We start from the raw sequence: 20,432 nt of genomic DNA, 5'->3' as shown, positions 1-20,432 counted from the left end.
GTAGACGTATGAAATTGCCACTTAGCTGTCCTGAAGGGAAATGTTGTCGCGGAAAAAAGGGATGTACTCCAGGAAAAGGTCTTCCTAAAGTCATACTTATCGGAAGCCCCAATGTTGGAAAAAGCAGCCTTTTTAATGCCCTCTCAGGAAGCTATACATTAGTTTCCAATTATCCGGGAACCTCAGTAGAGATTAGCCGTGGAAAAGGAAGGATCGGAGAAAGAGAATATGAAATCATTGACACGCCGGGAATGTATTCCCTGCTCCCTGTAAGTGAAGAAGAAAGAGTCTCTCAGCTCCTGCTCTTTAATGAAAAACCTTTAGTTTACCTCCATGTGGTGGATGCCCGAAACCTCAGGCGCATGCTCTCCTTCACCTTACAGCTTCATGAGGCCGGGCTTCCTCTGATCCTTGTCCTGAACATGATGGACGAGGCTAAAGAAAGAGGAATAAAAATAGACATAGATGAACTCAGCAGATCCCTGGGAATTCCGGTTGTCGGAACCATTTCAAGTGAAGGAAAAGGGATAGAGGAACTTAAAGTTACAATTTCGGAATTTATCCCCGGGGATAATACGCAAAGAATCGACCACGGGCCCGAAATTGAACCTTACCTTGCAGAAATTGAAATTTTGCTGGAATCTGTAGAAGAAGCCGGGATCTCAAAAAGAGCTCTTTCACTCCTGCTGCTCCAGGGAGACACGACGGCCCTTGAATATGTGCTTAACGCTGACAAAGCGTCCTGCAATAAGAAAGAAGGCAGCAAAAAAAACTACGAAGAAATCCGAAAGCTTACAGAAGCTGCCTCAAAAACAACTGAAGTTCCTTTTTCCTATCTGCTAACCCTGAAGCGCCAGGAGCGTGTAAACGGCATAGTAGAACGGGTAATGGAGATGCCTGATAGGAGAGAAATAAATAGTGAAGAAGCAGGGATAATAAGGGCACAGGAAAACACTGGAAAAAAAGAAGATTATACCTGCGTTTCGCAGGAGAAAACAAAATCTGAAAAACAAAGAGAAAAAGCAGGAAAGAGAGAAGAAAGAAAAACGCAAACAAGAAATATCGAGTTTTCCGATAAAATAGACAGTATTCTAGTCCACCCTGTGCTGGGAATACCTGTGCTGTTTCTAGTCCTGTACTTCGGGCTTTACCTTTTCGTGGGTGTCTTTGCAGCCGGGACCCTTGTTGACTTTTTGGAAAACACGATCTTCGGAGGATACATAAATCCCCTGGTAACTGCAAAATTCATATCCATTGTACCATACCCGGCTTTGCAGGACCTTTTTGTGGGGGAATATGGGATATTTACCCAGGCCGTAACATATGCAATTGCCCTTATTCTTCCGATTGTAGGAGCCTTTTTCCTTGTGTTCTCTATTATAGAGGATACGGGATATCTTCCAAGATTGAGCCTGCTCCTTGATAGTATGTTCAAAAAAATAGGACTCAGTGGAAGGGCAGTAATTCCTATGGTGCTTGGATTTGGTTGTTCTACAATGGCTACGATGGTCACCCGAACCCTTGAAACAAAAAGGGAAAGGCTTATTGCAAGTATCCTGCTGGCTCTTGCAATTCCCTGTTCGGCACAGTTAGGTGTCATTCTATCAATTCTTTCTGGAAGCCCGAAGGGACTGCTTGTCTGGTCGTGCGTAATAGGGCTTGAGTTTATCTTGATAGGTTACCTGGCTTCCAAAGTCCTGCCAGGGGAAGCTCCGACATTCATACTTGAAATGCCCCCTCTCAGGAGGCCTAGACTTTCGAACATACTAGTGAAAACCTACTCAAGGATGCACTGGTATTTTCTGGAAGTTCTGCCTCTGTTCGTCGTGGCAAGTATTATAATCTGGATAGGTAGACTCACAGGCATTTTTGCCCTTGCCCTGAAAATAATGGAATACCCTACAGTATGGATAGGCCTGCCTCCTGATGCAGCTGAAATTTTCCTCTTCGGCTTCTTCAGGAGAGATTTCGGAGCGGCGGGACTTTACGGAATGAATGATTCCGGGCTATTAACAGGCGTGCAACTTGTAGTTGCAGCAGTCACTCTGACCCTCTTTATGCCCTGCATAGCCCAGTTCATGATGACAATAAAGGAAAGAGGTTTAAAAACAGCCCTTCTAATCTCTGGCTTTGTTTTCCCGTTTGCGTTTCTTACAGGCTTTGTTGTAAATAACCTGTTAAAATTGCTGGGGGTGAGCCTGTGAAATGTCCTCTGTGCGGAAATGAATTTGAAAAAGCTGACGAAATGAAATGTACCGGCTGTGGAAAATTGAACAACTGCAACAAGCAATGTTGTCCTAACTGCGGCTATGAACTTGTAAAAGAAGCAAAGATAATACAATCCATAAGGAAGTTCTTCAAATGTTAATCGAAAACTCACAAATACCCCTGCAAACTACAACTCTCTCCTCAATGGAGCCTAAAAAGACCGGAAAGATATCCCACCTTGAAACAAAGGACCCGGGAATTCTACAAAAACTAATAGCGATGGGCATCCTGCCAGGTATGACTGTTACTCTGTTAAGAAGATCCCCGTCATACCTCTTTGAAATGGACCAGACGCGATATGCTGTGGACAGGGAAATAGCAAATCACATTTATGTAAAATATTGATTTGCCTCCCCACGAAAAGGCAAAGAAGATGGCAGGGAGAGCAATCAGGCCTGCCTGGCTCTTCCATTCAAAAAATCTGCAAGAGCATTTATTTACGCTCTCCAAGGAAGATCATCATCCCTGCAGATGAAGCTTTTTTATAGATTTCTTCCAGCACTTCAAGCAAATCCTCTTCGCCACACCAGAAGGGAAATTTTCCAAGCCTTTTTGGAAGGACTGCTGGGACCGGAGGGATGTGAGTCTCAAGAGAGGGGCTTTTTTCCTCTTCAAGGTTTTCAGGAAGTCTCCCCCAGAAAGTTTCTGGATCAAGGGGTAGTAGCTCAGGGGAAAAAGGAGCTATTTCAACCTCCTTTTCGGTTCTTCTCTCATTATCAGGACCTTCCAAAAAAATCCTCGCTTCTGATACAATTAGGTTTTCCGGGCCTGAACTTTTTCCGAGAATGGACATAAACTCATCCATGTCCACACCCCTTAGCTTAAAGATCAGGAAAGGGTCCCTGTCAAATTCTTCCCCAAGCAGGTAATAGACGGCTGCAATGTGTTTACAGGGGTTTGACCAGTCCGGGCAGGAGCAGTCGGTTTCAAGGTCGTCGAGCGTTTCAGGAAAAATGGACAGGCCTATTTCCTTGAATGCGGAATCGATATCTTCCGGCATCTCGCCTGCGAGGAGCTTTGCTGCAAAAATAGGCTTCAAGGCAAGTTTTTCTGCAAGGAGTTCCCATTCGGAACCGTTCAGGGTCCGAACTTTTATAGTTACTGAATAGGGGGTGGGGTTTGAACCCTGGACTTTGGCCCTTACAAGCCCGGCATCTATTTTTATGGAGGTTACCTGGCCTTTGCGGGCATAGCTTTTTCCCCGGCTCAGCCTGGCCCCCATATTAAAGCTTTCAAGGGTTTTGACCCAGCGTTTTGCCCACCAGCTCTGGGCAAAGCTTCCACGTTTGGATTGTGCTTTGATTCCTCCTTTGACCTCAATTGGCTTTGTGGGCTCATAATGACCATAACCATCCCAGTAAGCTGTCATTTTATTCACCTACCGCTTCTTCTCGGAGAGAAAGAATATCTTTCAATTCCTCGTTGGAAAGTTCTGTCAGCCAAGCTTCGCCTGTTCCGACAACGTTCTCTGCAACTTGCATTTTACGCTCGATGATCTCATCGATTTTTTCTTCAAGCGTGCCTGCGCAGATGAACTTGTGCACTTCAACGTTTTTTGTCTGGCCTATACGGAATGCCCTATCAGTTGCCTGGTTTTCAACAGCGGGGTTCCACCAGCGATCAAAGTGAAAAACGTGATTGGCTCCTGTAAGATTAAGTCCCGTGCCTCCGGCTTTGAGGGAGAGTATAAAGATTGGGAGGTACTCTTTTCCCTCCTGGAAGCGTTCAAGCATCCGGTCCCGCTGCTTTCTGGGAACCCCTCCGTGCAAGAAAAGAACTTCACAGCCGAAGCTCGCCTGCAGATGCTCTTTTAGAATTTTGCCCATCTCCGCAAACTGAGTGAAGACAAGGGCTTTTTCCTCGTTTTCCAGAACCACTTCCAGCATTTCAGTAAGCCTTGCAAGTTTTCCTGACCTTCCGGGAATTCCTGAGTTGTCCTTCAAAAATTGTGCCGGGTGGTTACAGACTTGCTTGAGCCTTGAAAGGGCAGATAGGATTATGCCTTTTCTCTGGATGCCTTCTTCAGCTTCTTCCATCACCTCTTCTATGTCTTCGAGGACTGCAGCATAGAGTGAAGCCTGCTCTTTTGTCAGTGTGCAATAGGTTTTCATCTCCATTTTTTCTGGAAGGTCAGAGATGATCGAACTGTCAGTCTTCAAGCGTCGCAGGATGAAGGGGCCGGTTATTTCTTTTAGCCTCCTTGCAGCCTCTTGATCTCTTTCGGCTTGAATGGGAATAAAGAAATTCCGCTTGAAACCTGTCTGGCTGCCGAGGAAGCCAGGGTTTAAAAACTCCATGATGGACCAGAGGTCTCCAACATTATTTTCAACCGGAGTTCCTGTAAGAGCTATGCGGTATTCAGCTTTAAGAGTCCGAGCTGCCTTTGCCTGTTTAGTTTCCGGGTTTTTTATATTCTGGGCTTCATCAAGTACCATCCCGGCCCAGGGAACCCCTTTTAAAAACTTAACATCGCGCTGCAAAAGTCCATAGCTTGAGATAACAATAGCATGACTCATGGCTTCTTTTTTGAATTCTTCTTCTTTTTTCCGGCTGGTACCGTGGTGTACCATTACCGAAAGCTCAGGTGTAAAGCGGGCAGCCTCTTTTTTCCAGTTATTAATAACAGAGGTCGGACAGACCAGAAGAACAGGTTTTGGGGCTTTACGTCCGTCAACCTCTTCTTCAATCTGTTCCAGGTCATGCTGAATAAGAGCAAGAGTCTGGACAGTTTTTCCAAGCCCCATGTCGTCTGCAAGGCAGGCTCCTATGCCCCACTGCCTCAAAAAAGCAAGCCAGGAATAGCCTCGGAACTGGTAAGGCCGAAGAGTTCCTGAAAAACCGTCCGGAGCCGGGAGCTCTTCAAATCCGGTTTTGTCCTTTAAGCGGCTGATCAGTTCTCCAACCCAGCCTGTCGCATTGAGCCCTTCAAAGTCCACACCATCGGCTTTTTCGGAAGCTCCCACAGCCAGCTTTATGACTTCGTGCAGACTTGCTTCCCCATGGGGATTTTTCTTCCAGAACTCAAGAGCAGCCCGGATTTCCGCATCGTTTACCTCGACCCACTGCCCGCGGACCTTCACAAGCGGAGCTTTGAGTTTTGCGAGAGCCTGCAGTTCTTTGATTGTTAAAACCCTGTCCCCGAGGGCTATTTCCCAGTCGAAACTGACGATTTTATCGAGGGTAAGCCCGTTTCCGGCCTGCAACTTTTTGCCCTTAACTTTTGCCTGGGCTTTTAAGTGGGTTTTTGTACCTTTACGGGTCCACCAGCCAGGAAGCAGTAGCCCAAAACCGGCCTGGCTTAAATTCACTGCACTTTCAGTCAGAAAGCGGTAAGCCTCTTTCGTATCAAGAGAATATCCTGACGGGTTGGGAGCTTCAAGACTGGAAGCAATTCCTGCGTTGATACCGGCAGCCTGCCCAAGGGAAGATAACAGAAATTGGCGAATGTTTTTCACATCATATCTTTTTAACGGGCTGCCCTTTTTTGGCTTCCAGGCTTCTTTTACAGGGATCAGGAGGCTTGGGTCTTCGTAGGACTGGAGCATGTAGCGGACGTACCAGAGTCCTCCGGGGATTTCGATATCAGCTATTCCTTCCCTGCTTCTTTTGGTTTCTTCTCTCTCGCCTTTATTTTCGTTTTTCCCATCAACTGTTGCAAGCCGTTCCTTTTCTTCGGTTTCTTCGGCTTCTTCGGCTTCTTCGGCTTCTTCGTCCTCAACCGGTTCTTCCAGCCGGAAACAGAACCTGAAAGGGGAAGTAGTGAGGATAGTGAGGGGGCGCTGCCATTCGCGGGTCCGGGCCGCAAGCTGCAGAAGTTCTTTTTCATCTCCAGAGATCAGTCCGTCGGGGCTTTTCAGGGCAGAAACCCAGGCATCGTGGACGCTGTCAAAGGATTTTCCTTTGCGTATCTCTTTTGCAAGCTCTTTTTCCCCTATTTCGGATCGGACTATCCAGTCAAGAGAAGCTTCGATAAACTGCTTTGAAACTAAAGCCGCAGGCATTTCCGGCGGCATTGCAGAGGCTTCAGGAGCAAGAGCCCTTGCAGCAGGAGGCATTTGCTTTGCAAGTTTTGCCAACTCTCCCGCATCTTCTCCGGAAAATACGGGCTCCCAGAAAGCTCTGTATTCTCCGTCTTCACCCCTGACGCCAGGCAAATATTTCTGTCCTGCTACCAGCGAGCCTGCAAATTTCAGGGCATCTGCCCACCAGAGAAGGTCATTTCCCGAAATTATGCCCGGGGCTAAAACCCGTTTTCCCATACAGGTGCAGAGAAGAACAAGGGTTTCTTCAGCTTCCAGAGGATATGCATGAACGGTCCAGGGAGCCAGTAAAAGTTCGGCTTTCGAAGCGGGGGTTTCAGCAACAAGAGGGCTGGAAGGAACCGGACTCCCGCCTATCGTCGGGATCCAGACGTTAATTTTCTCCATCTCTTTCCGGCCAGGACTGCCCAGCAACAACTCAAAAGCAGAAGACAGGTTTTCAAAACCCGAATCATAAATATAAGGCTTTACAGTCGGGTTTTTAGGTTTTCTCCCCCGCCGAACAACCGGAATTTCCTTCTCAGCCGGGCTTTCACCCCATAAGAAGAACTGCTTTCCAACTCTTCCTGCATGAAGAATTATCATATATTTGTATAAAGACGGAAGATATATTAAAAATGATATGGAAGAGGCGTTTAAAGGCTCCATTTATTCTACAATCGAGATTCTGAAAAAGTTCCGGCTTATTATTAATGGGCTTCATTTGTCGGATTTTTGAAATTGAAAGATTTCAGCAGTGTAATATAGGACAAGTTGAAAATACTTCAACAAACCGAAGATTTCCGATTTTGAGACCATTTTCCAGGGGGATTACATGGTACCTACCCCAAAAGATCACTTTAAACAATATCCTTTTGTTGATAGAAAAGGTCATATTCAAACCTTTAAAGAAGCTGTACATAATATTGGACAAAAAGAATTCAGTGTCCTGGTTTATTATGGGGTAGCCGGTATTGGGAAGACAAGTTTAAGAAAAGAACTTTCGAAGTACTTAGAAAAATATAACTTAAAAAATCAACAGCAAGACATTACCTGGGTTTCAATTCAACAACAGGAATTTATCTGGGCTTCAATTGATCTGCAACTGGACAAGCACAGAGAAAAAACCGCCTTTTTAGTGACCCTCAAAAATGAGTTGCAAAGCAAATCAAAAATAAAGTTTCCTGCTTTTGAAATTGCACATGCTATTTACTGGAAAAAGGCAAATCCGGAAATTCCTTTAAGAAAAGAAAACTACCTGCTTTTTGAAGGCGATGATGCTCTTGACGATTTTTTTGGAGCTGTCGAGCAGGTACCTTATCTTCAGGTGGTACCTACTACTGCAAGATTACTAAAAAAGGCCCCGACTCCCTCAGAAAATGGTGGAAAAAGAGAGGAGAAGCAGAACTTAAACAACTTTCCGAAAAAGAACCTGTGGAAATTGAAGAAACTTTGCCCTATTTCTGGGCGCAGGATCTCAATAATTATCTGAAAAAATATTCAAAATCTGCAGTATTATTTATAGATACATATGAAGCCCTGTGGGAAAAAGATAGAGGGCAAGGAAATTTTAATGCGAGAGACGAATGGATAAGGGAACTTATCTCAAATCTACCTGAATCATCCCTGTGGGTAATCTGCGGAAGGGAGGAACTCCGCTGGAATGAAGTCGACAGAGATTGGAATAATTATCTTGAACAATACAAACTCGAAAAACTCCCCGAAGAAGATGCCCTTGATTTTCTGAATCGCTGTGGAATTAAAGAAGAGGAGATTCAAAAGGTAATTCTCAAGGGCAGTGAAGGCGTTCCTTATTATCTCGAACTTGCGGTTGATACATACATCGAAATCGCAAAGACAGGTTCTCCAGTACCTGACAATTTTGCCCGAACACGCAGTGAAATCTTTGACAGATTTATGGTATATTTGAGTATCCCGGAACAAGAAACCTTAAAAGTTCTTTCAACTCCTCGTTTCTGGAATAAAGATATCTTCAAAGCATTAATTGAGGAATTTAAGACAGGCTACCCCCTCACAGCATTTTCAGAATTGAACAGATTCTCATTTGTTCAGGAAACTGAAGGCAAACTGCTGCTACACCCACTCATGAGAGAAAGCTTGCAGACTTACCAAGATCACGAGTTAAAAAACGAAGTCCATAGCTTCATATGTGCCTATTACAGCAACCAGTTAAACAGTATCGATATTAAGGCGATAACCTCAGAACACGAAACCGCCCTGATCGAAGCCTTCTACCATGCAAAAGAATCGCTGGAAGCAGAAGATCTGCTCAATTGGTTTATTCCGGCATCAGATCCGTTCAACAGAGCAGCATTATGGCAATTAATTACCCCTCTGTATGAAGAAATGCTGCAAATCCTTGAAGCAGAACTCGGTCCACAACACCCAGATGTTGCAACAAACCTAAGAAATCTCGCAGACACCTATCATAAAATCGGAAGGCTTAATGAATCACTACAACTCTATGAGCGTTCTCTTGACATAATTGAATATAAATTAGGAACTGCTCATCCTTATTTCAACATCACTATAGCCAATTTGATAGGATTATATGATAGTATGCTGGAAGAAATGATGTTTTATGGTTACTTAAGATCACAAAGGGAAAAAAGATATCCTCTTCAAATTGTGGGGAAAAAGTAAATTTCACACATGTGCTGAAAATTTAAGAATTTAACTACGTTTTAAAAACATACTCCGAAGAAATATTCAACTTCTAAACTGTACGACAAAATTGTTGCATATTTTTTCAGTTGGAAAATTCTCCTTCGAATTTGAAGAGGATACGAAAAAAGAATAGATGTTTATTCCTTCACATGCCTGACAATGTGACCGGCTTCGGGAATGATGATTTCGGAAAGAGCCAGTTTCACGGCATTTGGCGAACCCGGCAGACAAAATACCGCTTTTCCTTTAATCACGCCTGCTACAGCCCGGGTCAGGATTACCGACGTTCCTATATCTTCAAGGCTTTTGTATCTGAAAAGCTCTCCAAAGCCTGGGATTTCCTTTTCAAAAATTGGGGTTATTGACTCGATTGTAAGGTCTTTTGGTGCAAGCCCTGTACCTCCGCTTGTAATTACAATATCTGTGGAACTGTCAAGGGCGGCAAAAACTGCATCTGTAATTGAGGTTTTCTCGTCGGAAACCAGCCTGTAGAAGGAAACTTTATGGCAAGCGGCTTCAAGAAGGTCCTTCATAGCCTTTCCTGAAAGGTCTTCAGCTTCTTCAGGTAAGGAGGGATTTCCATATTTTTCATACCTGGAAGTCGAAATTGTGATTAAGGCAAAAGAAAAGGACTTTTTAGCTTCTTTTTTGTGAATTTCAGGTGTGGATTCTTTCATGAAAACAACACGCTCCATTTTTATTTTTTTATCCGGTTTTCTCTTTTTATGATTCCTGTTACCCGGTTTTCTCTTTTTATGATTCCTGTTATCCGGCTTTCTCTTTATTTCTATTTGCCTACCTATGTTTTAATAGCTTATCAGCCAATGCTCGGGTATGCACATACTTGCAGCGGATATAGGTACAGGTACACAGGACATCCTGCTCTTTGATTCGGAAAAAGAAGTGGAAAATAGCCTGCTTATGGTTATGCCTGCTCCCACCCAGGTTACTGCGGAAAAGGTGCGGAAAGCGACTAGAGAAGGGATTCCAATAGTAATTACCGGAACCATAATGGGAGGAGGTCCTTCAACATTTGCTATCAGGGCTCATCTCAAGGCAGGTTTTCCGGTGTATGCTACTGAAAAGGCTGCTCTGACCATCCATGATAGTATAGAAAAAGTAAAAGCTTTCGGGATTCGAATAGTATCCGAAGAAGAGGCAAAAAAACTTGCATGCGAGGGAAGTGCACTGAATATCGTTATGCGGGACTTCGATCCGGAATCGATTTCATCCGCACTTTCGGTTTTTGAAGTTCCCATGCCTGAAAACTATGCTGTGGCTGTGCAGGATCATGGGAATTCCCCTGAGAAGAGCAACAGAGTCTACCGCTTTGAACTTTTCACAGAACTTATTGAAAGAGGAGGGAAACTTGAAAACTTCGTGTACAGGCCAGAGGAAATCCCGGAAGCCTTTACCCGCATGAAAGCCCAGGCAGATTCTCTTCTCAAAGCTGTCGGAAACCTGAAAACAAGGTCTGTTTTCATGGATACCGGTCCTTCAGCTATCTTTGGGGCTCTGACTGACCCTGCAGCCGTCCAGCCGTGTGTTGTGGTTAATATTGGGAACGGGCATACGCTGGGAGCGCTTGTAAATGAAAACAGGATTACGGCACTCTTTGAGCACCACAGTTCTCGCATGAGCCCGGAAAAACTGCAGGACTATATTATAAGGCTTGCCGACGGAAGCCTTGGTTTTGATGAGGTTTTTGCAGACGGAGGGCACGGTGCGTATATAAAAGAAGCGTCTGGCTTTGAACGGGTTAGATCTATAATGGTAACAGGCCCGAAAAGAGAATTACTTGAAAAGCTTTCAGATTCCGAGATAAGGAAAGGAATTAAAGAAAAGTTGCATTTTGCAGCGCCTTTCGGGAGCATGATGCTGTCAGGTTGTTTTGGGCTCCTTGCAGGATTCTTTGAAAAATATCCGGAACCATCAATAAAATTTATAAACCACTAAGTAGTAGGGGATAAGTCACATACGCTCGAAATATATAACCTTTCGGGGGTTAAAAATTTCAAGCCCGAATCCCCTTCAACGGGCACGGGAACGCAGAAGTTGCCTGCTAAAGCCCACCAGGGCCGGTTTACAGATAAATGTAAATACATGCAGGTATCTCTATATGCACATATCTCATACTGAATGGTTTGCTAAAGGGTTTTTTGCGAACATGATGCAAACATTTATATGCGGAAACCAATCCGTTACAACAAATTTCTATTAAAATCATTATCTTTCAGGAGAATCAAACTTATGGTACGAAAGCCAGGAAGTATGTACAGAAACGTGAGGCAGCGCTCATTTACCAGACGAAAATACATGGGCGGTGTTCCCGGAAGTCAGGTTATTCACTATGACATGGGAGACAAAGCAAATAACTCCTTCCCGATTAAAATTTCCCTGATTGTAGAAGAAAGATGCCAGATAAGGCACGTTGCTCTTGAAGCAGCCCGTATTACAGCAAACAGGCACCTGAGCACAGATGCCGGAAAGATGGGCTTTTACATGAAACTCCGTGTTTACCCACACGAAGTACTCAGGGAAAACAAGCAGGCAACAGGCGCTGGTGCTGACCGTGTATCCAGTGGAATGCGCAGGGCTTTTGGGAAAAATGTAGGTACCGCAGCAAGAGTAGAAGCAATGCAGAAGATCTTTACAGTGGCTGTTGAAAAGCAAAACTTCGAGGCCGCAAAGAAAGCTCTCTGGCATGCAGGACAGAAGCTGCCTACCCCTTGCAGAATCGTTGTCGATCAAGGGGCAGAACTGGTACGGTAACCAGTTAAATTGTTCAAATCAAAAGGGAGTATAATAATGTACGATTACGAAGAGCTTTTGAACCGTGCAATGGCAAAAATGCCGGAAACCGAGACTACTGACGCTCGATTCGTAATCCCTGATCCCAGACTATTTTCCGAAGGCAAAACCACAATTCTGGATAACTTCGGAAATATTGCAGATATCCTTAACCGGGACCCTGACCACCTGATGAAATATCTCACAAGGGAGCTGGGGACTGCAGGGAAGATTGAAGGCACACGTGCAGTCTTCCAGGGAAGGTTTACGAGAGCTCAGATTACTGATAACATCCAGGCGTATGTGGACGAATACGTAATGTGTTCGGAATGCGAACGCCCGGACACCCAGCTTGTCAGGACGGACAGGGTACTTATCCTGAAATGTTCTGCTTGTGGGGCTCATAGACCTGTCAAAAAGAGAAAGGTCAGCAATGTGGTTGTCAGGGATGCCATCGAAGAAGGTGGAATCTATGAACTGCGGATTGATGCAGTCGGGTCCAAAGGTGACGGGATAGCAAAGATAGACAAGTATACTGTTTTCGTGCCCGGAGCCGGAAAAGGTGACGTGGTCAAAGTAAAAATAAAGAAAATCAGCGGAAACCTCGCCTTCTCAGAGAGGGTCTGAGGTTTAAGCTTTTTTAGACTCATTAAGGCAGTCCAGGCCGACTACTTCCGTATTCAGTTCTCGTGCCCGGACAGCTGAAGTCCTTATTTTCAGGGCTTAAACTTCCATTATTCAGATATTACCTCTTTTTGAAGCTTTCAGGTGCTATTCAGCTATTTTTAATTAGAGGCCTGCTGCAGTTCAGCCTCAAGAAAATGCAGGGGCGATTTTAAATATATGCCAGTCAACCACCAGTAAAAGCAGGAACCTGTGAGGAAAAAGATGACTCCTGAAAAAAATAATGTGCCTGAAATTCCAGTGAAGGATAGAAATATAGAAGTTCTCTCCATGCCAGGATTATCAGTGAATCTTCAACATATCGGGAACACTTTGGAACTTGAAGCAAGCGGACCCTTGAGAACAGCCTTCAGTCCTATCCTGAAAAAAATTAACTCCCGCCTAAAGGAGGAAAAGCCAGCCCTCGTACTGGAAGATAGAGTCATTGCCTCGGCCTGGCTCCCTCCAATACCGAGCCCGGTCTTCAAGCGCCTTATTTTTGCGGAGATGCAGATCTCTCTCGGAAAATACATTCCTGAAACCGTATCCATTGAACTTACCCGCCAGAACACTTTGAGATTTCCACCAGGTACGGTTGTAGACGAGCTGGACACCGATACTGTAAAAAGAATAATCGATGAAGCCCTTGAATCCGGCACTTTCATTATCACATTTACTGAAAATGACCCTCTACTGCGCGAAGAAGTTTTCGAACTTATCAGCTATGTGGACAAAAAACGCGCTATAGTGAACTGTTCCACATGGGGGACGGATTTTTCAAAAGAAACTGCTCTCCGCCTGAAAGAAGCAGGGCTCCATTCCCTTATGGTTGGCATCTACTCAACTGACCCTGAAAAACACGACGCTGTCCGGAAGTCCAGGGGAGCATATGAAAGAGCGGTTTCTGCCATAAAACTGGCACTTGAAGCCGGGCTCATGGTTGTAATGACAACACATGCTTCTCCCTCAAACCTTCAGGAACTTCCAGCCCTCTACGCCCTTGCATCGGAACTTGGAGTCCAGGAGTTCTCGATATGGGAAGCCATGCCGAAAACCAGGAATGAACCTGTAATTACGGATGAAGACCGAAAAGGCATCCTTGAAATGTATTACAGGACTAACGCCAGCCCGGACGGCCCGCGTATGTTTGCAAATACTTATTTTGAAGGTCAGATGATGGGCGCAATGGAAGGCAGGCGCTGGATGCATATAACGGCAGACGGAGACGTAAAACCCGGTCCTTATCCGCCTTTCAGTTTTGGGAACATCAAAGAGGAATCTTTAAAAGAGGCCTGGCAGAAAATCAGGAGTTACCCCTATTTTCAGAAGCAAAAAAACCTGGCCCCGATGCACGACCCCGAGTTTCTGGAGTTTGTAGATAGAATCCCGACAGGAGCAAAATTGCCCTATCCTTTTGAAAAGGTTTACGGGAAATAACCCGGAATAACCCTTCTGAATAGCTTTTTGTAGTGATTTCTCTCTGGTATTTTCAGACCTCCTTTTTTAGCCTATTTTTAGCCGATTTTTTTTTTCAGTAGAGCCCGGGCTGAATCAGGAGAGTTAAGAGCGATATACAGTCGGAAAGTAATGTCAATTCCGGGAAGTGGGTGCTTGAAGATAAACATTTACATATGAGCAGGTATTTTTAAAGAGCAATTTAGCTGGAACTGCGTTTATATCTTTAATTATGTTCAGCAAGAGAAAGCTGTCTGCCTGAGGCATCTCCCAGAATACCGGCAGCCCATGAGGGACTTTATGCATACCAAACTTGACCCGTGGAGTTCAAGCGAGATTAATGACTATTCCAAGTTATTCGAAGAATTCGGGATTTCTCCTTTTGATAATTTGCTTCCTGAAATCCCCTCCCCGCACATGTACATGCGGAGAAGAGTTATCTTCGGGCACCGTGATTACGAACAGATTGCTGAGGCTATGAGGATAGGTGCCCCTTTTTCGGTTATGGACGGTTTTATGCCTTCAGGGAAGGTCCACCTCGGGCACAAGATGGTTATGGACCAGATAATCTGGCACCAGGAAATGGGAGCATCGGCTTTTGTCGGGATTGCGGACAGGGAGGCGTTTTCGGTACGCGGCTTTTCCTGGCAGAAATGCAGGGAAATCGGGGTAGAAGAATACATATTAAGCCTTATCGCTCTCGGTTTCAAGCCCGATGGCCTTATTTATTTCCAGTCAGGCTGTGAAAACGTCAAGGACCTGGCATTTGAACTCGGGGCCAGGGTCAATTTCTCGGAACTAAGCGCCATTTATGGTTTTTCAGGAGAGACAAACCTCTCGCATATGATCAGTGTGGCAACCCAGGCTGCAGATATTCTCCAGCCTCAGCTTGAAGAATTCGGAGGGCCAAAACCCGTTGTAGTCCCTGTGGGCCCTGATCAGGACCCTCATCTGCGGCTGACACGAGGACTTGCAGGCAAGATGAGTATGTTCAGGGTAGAGGAGAGGGAAAATGCAAATGGCGGGAAATACCTGAGCGTTCGCGGCAAAGGAGCTCCGAAGGAAGCTTTACAGGAACTTAAAAAACGTATTCCTGGGAAGGTGAAACTCTATGAAGAGCACCTGGACATAATCGAGACTCCGAATTATCCATTCCTGGAAAGACTTGGTTTACAAATAAACCAGCCTGAGAAAAAGAAATACTTTACGACCGAGATTGAAGTGGGCTCCAAATTTGCCAATGAAATTAAACCACCTGAATTCTCCGAGTATGAAGAATATTTTGTTTTCAGAAAGGTCTGGAAACTTACCAGGAAAATATTAGAGGAAATTGTGGCGGAAGTGACCGCTGAATTCGGAGGCTACGCTTTCATCCCTCCTGCATCTACCTATCATCGCTTTATGAGTGGGCTGCAGGGAGGAAAAATGTCGAGCAGCATCCCTGACAGTTATATCGCTCTCACTGACGACCCGAAGGAAGGCGCAAAAAAGGTAAAGAGAGCAAAGACCGGAGGCTGTGTGACCCTGGAAGAACAGAAAAAACTGGGCGGAAAACCCGATGAATGTTCAGTCTTCGAACTTATGCTTTTCCACCTGCTTGGGGACGATGAGGAATTACTGGAAATCAGGCAGGAATGCGTCTCAGGAACCCGGATGTGCGGCTCATGCAAGCAGCTTGCAGCCGAAAAGATGTACGAGTTCCTCAAAGACCATCAGGAGAAGCGGGAACTTGCAAGGGAACACCTCGATGAATATAAAATAATTTATAAAAAGTAGTTTTACTAAATAATTTTTATAAGAAATTCATCAGTTATAAATTTATCAAACTCTTAATATTTTCAGGAATATCAGGATGTGATTACGTATGAGTATTCAGGACAATCTCACAATAAACGAGAAAAAAGTCTTGCTTGCCCTTGAGGAGCTGGGGTCTGCAGCCCCCGAAAGACTGGAAGAAAAGTCAGGTATGCAGGTAGATGCGGCAATGCAGGCAGCTTTCATGCTTGAGGAAAAAGGGCTGGTAACAGTTTCCGAAAAGGTGCTTGAACGTTATTCTCTTACAAAGGAAGGGAAAGAGTACACAAAAAGCGGGCTTCCGGAGCGCCAGATCATTGACACCCTGAAAGCTCCGACTTCAGTTGAAAAGCTGAGGAACTCTTTCTCTCCCCAGATGGTAGGAATTGCAACCGGCTGGCTTGTAAAAAAAGGATGGGCAAAGATTGAAAACGGGGTAATGGTGCCTTCTGGAAAAGCGCATGCAGGAAAAGATGAGGAAGTCCTTGCAGCTTTCACAGACAAAGCAAAGAGCCTGGAAGATCTTGCAGCCGACGAAGGGACAGTAAAAGACCTTCTCAAGCGCAAACTTGTTATAAAGCACGAAGAAAAATTCCGGACTGTTTCCATAACTGATGCAGGAAATGCGCTTGCAGTTCAGGGGCTTGTCCTTGAAGAGGAAATTACCCAACTCACATCCGATTTACTGAAGAGCGGGTCCTGGAAAGGGAAAAAATTCAGGCCCTACCGTCTCGATATCACTCCTAAATCTCTTTATGGGGCCAAGATCCATCCTTACAGGCGCCTTATAGAGCAGATGCGCCAGATCTTCCTTGAAATGGGCTTTACCGAGATTAAAGGGGGAATAATTCAGAGTTCGTTCTGGAACTTCGATGCCCTTTTCCAGCCGCAAGACCACCCTGCAAGGGATATGCAGGACACTTTCCACCTGGGAAGTACCTGCCAGCTCCCTACTGAATATCCGGAAAAGATAGCTGCAATGCATGAGCACGGAGGAGATATTGATTCCTGCGGCTGGGGCGGTATTTGGGACAGGGAACTTGCAGGGCGCAATGTGTTGAGAACCCATACAACCGCAGTCACTGTAAAGTACCTGGCAGACAATCCCGAACCTCCAGTAAAAGCCTTTTGCATTGATAGGGCTTACCGCAGGGAAACAATTGACCCTACCCATACTCCTGAATTCGAACAGCTTGAAGGAGTTGTTATGGATAAAGACATGTCCTTTGCAGACCTGCTCGGGCTGCTGGCCGAGTTCTACCACAGGATGGGATTCGAAGAAATTCGCTTCCGCCCCGGATACTTCCCATACACCGAACCGAGTGTGGAACCCGAAGTTTATGTTGACGGCCTCGGCTGGGTTGAGCTGGGAGGCGCAGGCGTTTTCAGAAAAGAAGTTACGGAACCTCTCGGGATCAAAGAGCCCGTTCTTGCCTGGGGGCTAGGAGTCAGCAGGCTTGCCATGCTGAAACTGGGACTTAAAGACCTGAGGCTCCTTTACCAGTCTGATATCGACTGGCTCAGAAAGAGCGAGGTTTGCAGGATCTGAGAGCTGAACTCAGGCTCGTAACCTGACACAGTCAGGTTAATATTTTTTAATTTTCTACTCAAAATAAGAAGCAATAACTGGCATAGTTATAATAATTAAATGGGGAGAAGCATATACCTTACTTCACTTTAGTTTCTAAATACATTTTCTTTAGTAAATATATAGTCACATAATATATTAAATTGGTAAAATCGGGCATGAATATATTGCCTCAGTAACCAGATTAAATAGGGGTAAATAATGGAAGGTAGTTCTTCAGAATCTACGACTGCACCTAAAGAGTTGCCCAGTAGCTCGGGAAGTCATAAATCCTCCGAAGCAGCTGCGAATATTGGCGTAGCAATCAGATACTGGCTTGAACTGGAGCCCTATCCTCCAGGCAGTGCAAGAAGTTTGTGGCTCTTTGTGGATGATGATTGGAGGCATCTGGACAATCCAAATGTTAGTATTCAAGTCTCTGTGCAAGAAGCTTTTTGCGAATGCTCTCAACGTTTAGAGGTTCTGGTCTGGTACTCCGGAGACGCAATTAAAGGGCTGGTAGTAAAAACGAAATAATCGGACTCTCTAAGGAATCTTTGTACATTTCTTTTTACTTTACGGTTAATTCGATAAGCTGGCTAACAAATCTAGCCTCAAATCAAACCCGCCTGCGCCAGACTGCAGGCAACTTTCTTGTTGTCTTTTTTCTCACTTTTGCCTTCTCATGCCAGCTTTTTCATGCACGTAACGGCTTTAGCAGGGCTTTTGCATGCCTGTATCTGAAAACGGAATGGGGAAAATACCATTAAATAACCGTGAATCCTAATTTCTAGCATAAAACTTCTGAAAAGAAAAAGAGAAGCACCTGAATAGAAGTGGGCTATGAACAGAAACATGTATTGAGAAGTCATGGAAAAGTACTTGAAATGTCCGAAGTATGGGAGACGAGCCTGGGCTGATATTCTTAAAATTAAAGAACAAACTGTCATCAAGAAGCAAACTTTTATCTGAAAGCCGAAGATGCCGGGTGTGGAAAAGGGAGAAGGAAATCTGAATATAGATAGGGAAAAGCTTCAGGGAATAGATCTTGAGGAAACATGAAAAAAGATCAGGAAAGCAGAAAGCAGAAAGACGGTCCCTATCCTCATGAAGGAGAAAATATTTCCCTACTTCCTCTTCTTGCTGTCAATTTCATAGGAACACTCGGATTCAGTATTGTGCTCCCGTTCCTGGTGTTTCTGGTGAACCGGCTGGGAGGCAATGCCTTCATTTACGGGCTGGCAAGTTCCATGTATCCGGCCTTCCAACTAATAGGTGCCCCTCTTCTGGGCAGATGGTCTGACATTTACGGGCGTAAGAAAATCCTATTTTTAAGCCAATTAGGGACCCTGCTTTCATGGATTATCTTTCTTGGAGCTCTTTTCCTTCCGGTCTTAACCCTCTTTAAAGTAGATTCGAAAATCCTGGGAACTTTTGCCTTTACTCTTCCCCTTGCAGTGCTCTTTTTTGCCCGAGCTTTTGACGGACTGACCGGAGGAAACGTGTCCGTAGCCAATGCCTACCTGGCAGACGTTACCGTAGAAAAAGATAGGAACCGGAACTTTGGGAAGATGTCGATTTCCTCAACTCTCGGGTTTATAGTTGGCCCCGCACTTGCCGGAATTTTGAGTGTAACACAGTACGGAGACGCAGCTCCTGTGCTGGGCGCAATAGTAATTTCGCTTATCGGAACCTTACTTATTATATTCTATCTCCCGGAAAACAAAGAGTGTTCTCTTGAAAAGCCCACAGCCACTGAGAACATACAGAAATTCTTTGGCTATGAGATAAAGGCATGCAGAACCACGCGTGAAACAAGAAAACCTACCTTCAGGGAGGTTTTGAAACTTCCGAATATTCCCTATATGCTCGGTCTATACTTTATAATCTTTCTTGGTTTCAACATCTTCTACACTGCGTTTCCCCTGCACGCAATCGCAGTCCTGAACTGGAACATTGCACAAATGGGTGTTTACTTTACGGTTCTGAGCGCATTGCTGGTAATCGTACAGGGTACCGTGCTTCCGAGAGCTTCAAAAAGGTATTCGGATGCAACCCTTATAATCTTCGGAAGCCTGATGCTTGGTACGAACTTTTTACTGTTGATCCCTGGAAACCTTTTTCTTACCTACCTTTCAACAGGATTTTTCGCACTTGGAGACGGGCTTATGTGGCCTTCCTTTCTCTCTCTGTTATCAAAAATTGCAGGGAGGAAATTCCAGGGCACGGTACAGGGCCTTGCCAGCAGTTTCGGGGGCCTTGCCAGTATCACAGGACTGATCCTTGGCGGCCTTTTATATGAACTGCTTGCTGGAGCCTCTTTTTTGATTGCAGGCCTGGTAATCTACGCCGCTTTTTTGCTCAACTTTCGGCTCAGGCATTTTGAGGAAGAGACAAAACGCTGATAGGACTTATGCACTTGAAGTACAAAATCAATCACCTTCGGCGTTGTGACTGGTTTAGTGTTCTTGCAACGCTTTCTCGTCTTTTTCTAAATATTCCCTTACACAACTTTGGAATTGAGTCTTAAATGATATTTCAACAGTACCCTATGATGGCACACTGCCACGCGAAAAGTCAACTTCACAAATATACATAATATTGAATGGTAATAAAAAGAGATTAGAGTCTTCTGATGTGGCTGGCCAAGTTCACATTTTATGGGATGGAGTAGCATAAATACCATAAGTAAGGGCTGTCAAAATATGAAAGGTTATAGATGCTGAAAGGAAGCCGATAATCAATTAAGAGTTTGCCAATCGAATCCTTTAAAAGATGGTAATTGATGTTGTTTTTCCAGGATAAATCGCTACGAAAAATCTTTAGATGCCTCATAATTGGTAATGATCCCGAAACTTCCGATATTTACCTTACCTGTAGAACTCATTGCGAATCTCACCTCTAAAATCGAAGGCGAGATAGATTTTTTTTCAAATATATCATTTGGGCTGCCTAAATAATGATACCGAAGACAAAAGATGCTCTCAGCAATCTATTACCGGCTTCAACAAAGTTAATTCTTAGTGACCCCGCGAAGTTCGTAGAATCGATTATAGACATGATAGAAAATGATCTTGGAATCACTAGTCAGCTTGACAATTTCGGTACGATTATCTTGCGAATCAGGCTTCTATATTCGAGCTGCAAGATCCGTATGGTTCCGTTGCAAAAAATCTGGCTATTTTACA

General features: G+C 44.7%; 17 protein-coding genes. 14 read left to right on the top strand and 3 right to left on the bottom strand.

Features of this window, described 5'->3' with window-relative positions:
* Positions 1–8 precede the first annotated feature (8 nt).
* Genes feoB through RG963_RS11805 form a run of 3 tightly spaced genes read left to right on the top strand, consistent with a single transcriptional unit; the run spans position 9 to position 2,613 of the window.
* Positions 9–2,204 carry a ferrous iron transport protein B gene (feoB, locus tag RG963_RS11815; RefSeq protein ID WP_310576482.1) on the top strand — a complete coding sequence of 732 codons (2,196 nt, stop codon included), beginning with the start codon at positions 9–11 and terminating at the stop codon, positions 2,202–2,204.
* On the top strand, positions 2,201–2,368 hold the full coding sequence (locus tag RG963_RS11810; RefSeq protein WP_310576481.1) for a hypothetical protein: 168 nt from the start codon (positions 2,201–2,203) through the stop codon (positions 2,366–2,368). The genes feoB and RG963_RS11810 overlap by 4 nt, the downstream gene beginning before the upstream one ends.
* A complete protein-coding gene (locus RG963_RS11805) occupies positions 2,362–2,613 on the top strand; it encodes a FeoA family protein (protein WP_310576480.1) in 252 nt (83 codons plus the stop codon). The genes RG963_RS11810 and RG963_RS11805 overlap by 7 nt, the downstream gene beginning before the upstream one ends.
* 88 nt (positions 2,614–2,701) lie before the next feature.
* On the opposite strand, the gene RG963_RS11800 is transcribed toward RG963_RS11805, so the two are convergent.
* The gene (locus RG963_RS11800) at positions 2,702–3,637 is read right to left on the bottom strand and encodes an SWIM zinc finger family protein (RefSeq protein WP_310576479.1); all 936 of its coding nucleotides are present in this window, start codon (positions 3,635–3,637) and stop codon (positions 2,702–2,704) included.
* A 1-nt stretch (position 3,638) separates the two neighbouring features.
* Entirely contained in the window at positions 3,639–6,893 is a 3,255-nt protein-coding gene (locus tag RG963_RS11795; RefSeq protein WP_310576478.1) for a DEAD/DEAH box helicase, read from the bottom strand.
* A 229-nt stretch (positions 6,894–7,122) separates the two neighbouring features.
* Between RG963_RS11795 and RG963_RS11790 the strand changes: the two genes are divergently transcribed.
* Positions 7,123–7,779: a P-loop NTPase family protein gene (locus tag RG963_RS11790; protein WP_310576477.1), complete on the top strand. Its 657-nt coding sequence runs from the start codon at positions 7,123–7,125 to the stop codon at positions 7,777–7,779.
* Positions 7,722–8,951, top strand: a complete 1,230-nt coding sequence (locus RG963_RS11785) for a tetratricopeptide repeat protein (protein ID WP_310576476.1) — start codon at positions 7,722–7,724, stop codon at positions 8,949–8,951. The genes RG963_RS11790 and RG963_RS11785 overlap by 58 nt, the downstream gene beginning before the upstream one ends.
* A 161-nt stretch (positions 8,952–9,112) precedes the next feature.
* Here RG963_RS11785 and RG963_RS11780 read toward each other — a convergent pair whose 3' ends face one another.
* On the bottom strand, positions 9,113–9,652 hold the full coding sequence (locus RG963_RS11780; RefSeq protein WP_310576487.1) for a MogA/MoaB family molybdenum cofactor biosynthesis protein: 540 nt from the start codon (positions 9,650–9,652) through the stop codon (positions 9,113–9,115).
* A 157-nt stretch (positions 9,653–9,809) separates the two neighbouring features.
* Between RG963_RS11780 and RG963_RS11775 the strand changes: the two genes are divergently transcribed.
* From RG963_RS11775 to RG963_RS11735, 9 genes are all read left to right on the top strand, one after another.
* Positions 9,810–10,931 carry a DUF1786 domain-containing protein gene (locus RG963_RS11775; RefSeq protein ID WP_310576475.1) on the top strand — a complete coding sequence of 374 codons (1,122 nt, stop codon included), beginning with the start codon at positions 9,810–9,812 and terminating at the stop codon, positions 10,929–10,931.
* 294 nt (positions 10,932–11,225) lie between these two features.
* The gene (locus tag RG963_RS11770; protein WP_310576474.1) at positions 11,226–11,747 is read left to right on the top strand and encodes a 50S ribosomal protein L16; all 522 of its coding nucleotides are present in this window, start codon (positions 11,226–11,228) and stop codon (positions 11,745–11,747) included.
* A 36-nt stretch (positions 11,748–11,783) separates the two neighbouring features.
* Positions 11,784–12,392 (top strand): translation initiation factor IF-2 subunit beta, encoded by a 609-nt coding sequence (locus tag RG963_RS11765; RefSeq protein WP_310576473.1) that lies wholly within the window; start codon positions 11,784–11,786, stop codon positions 12,390–12,392.
* 261 nt (positions 12,393–12,653) lie between these two features.
* Positions 12,654–13,865 (top strand): radical SAM protein, encoded by a 1,212-nt coding sequence (locus RG963_RS11760; protein WP_310576472.1) that lies wholly within the window; start codon positions 12,654–12,656, stop codon positions 13,863–13,865.
* A gap of 318 nt (positions 13,866–14,183) precedes the next feature.
* On the top strand, positions 14,184–15,659 hold the full coding sequence (locus tag RG963_RS11755; protein WP_310576471.1) for a tryptophan--tRNA ligase: 1,476 nt from the start codon (positions 14,184–14,186) through the stop codon (positions 15,657–15,659).
* A gap of 88 nt (positions 15,660–15,747) precedes the next feature.
* Entirely contained in the window at positions 15,748–17,226 is a 1,479-nt protein-coding gene (gene pheS, locus RG963_RS11750) for a phenylalanine--tRNA ligase subunit alpha (protein ID WP_310576470.1), read from the top strand.
* Between the two features lie 240 nt (positions 17,227–17,466).
* Positions 17,467–17,781: a hypothetical protein gene (locus RG963_RS11745; protein WP_310576469.1), complete on the top strand. Its 315-nt coding sequence runs from the start codon at positions 17,467–17,469 to the stop codon at positions 17,779–17,781.
* Positions 17,782–18,302: 521 nt separating this feature from the next.
* Complete coding sequence (locus tag RG963_RS11740; RefSeq protein ID WP_310576468.1) at positions 18,303–19,649, top strand: MFS transporter; 1,347 nt, start codon at positions 18,303–18,305, stop codon at positions 19,647–19,649.
* A gap of 554 nt (positions 19,650–20,203) precedes the next feature.
* Positions 20,204–20,432 (top strand): hypothetical protein (locus RG963_RS11735; RefSeq protein WP_310576467.1); only part of this gene is annotated, 229 nt, incomplete at its 3' end.

The organism is Methanosarcina baikalica (assembly GCF_031461075.1).
Taxonomy (GTDB): domain Archaea; phylum Halobacteriota; class Methanosarcinia; order Methanosarcinales; family Methanosarcinaceae; genus Methanosarcina; species Methanosarcina baikalica.
The sequence above is the reverse complement of the archived record's forward strand: the minus strand, read 5'-3'. Positions and strand labels throughout refer to the sequence as shown.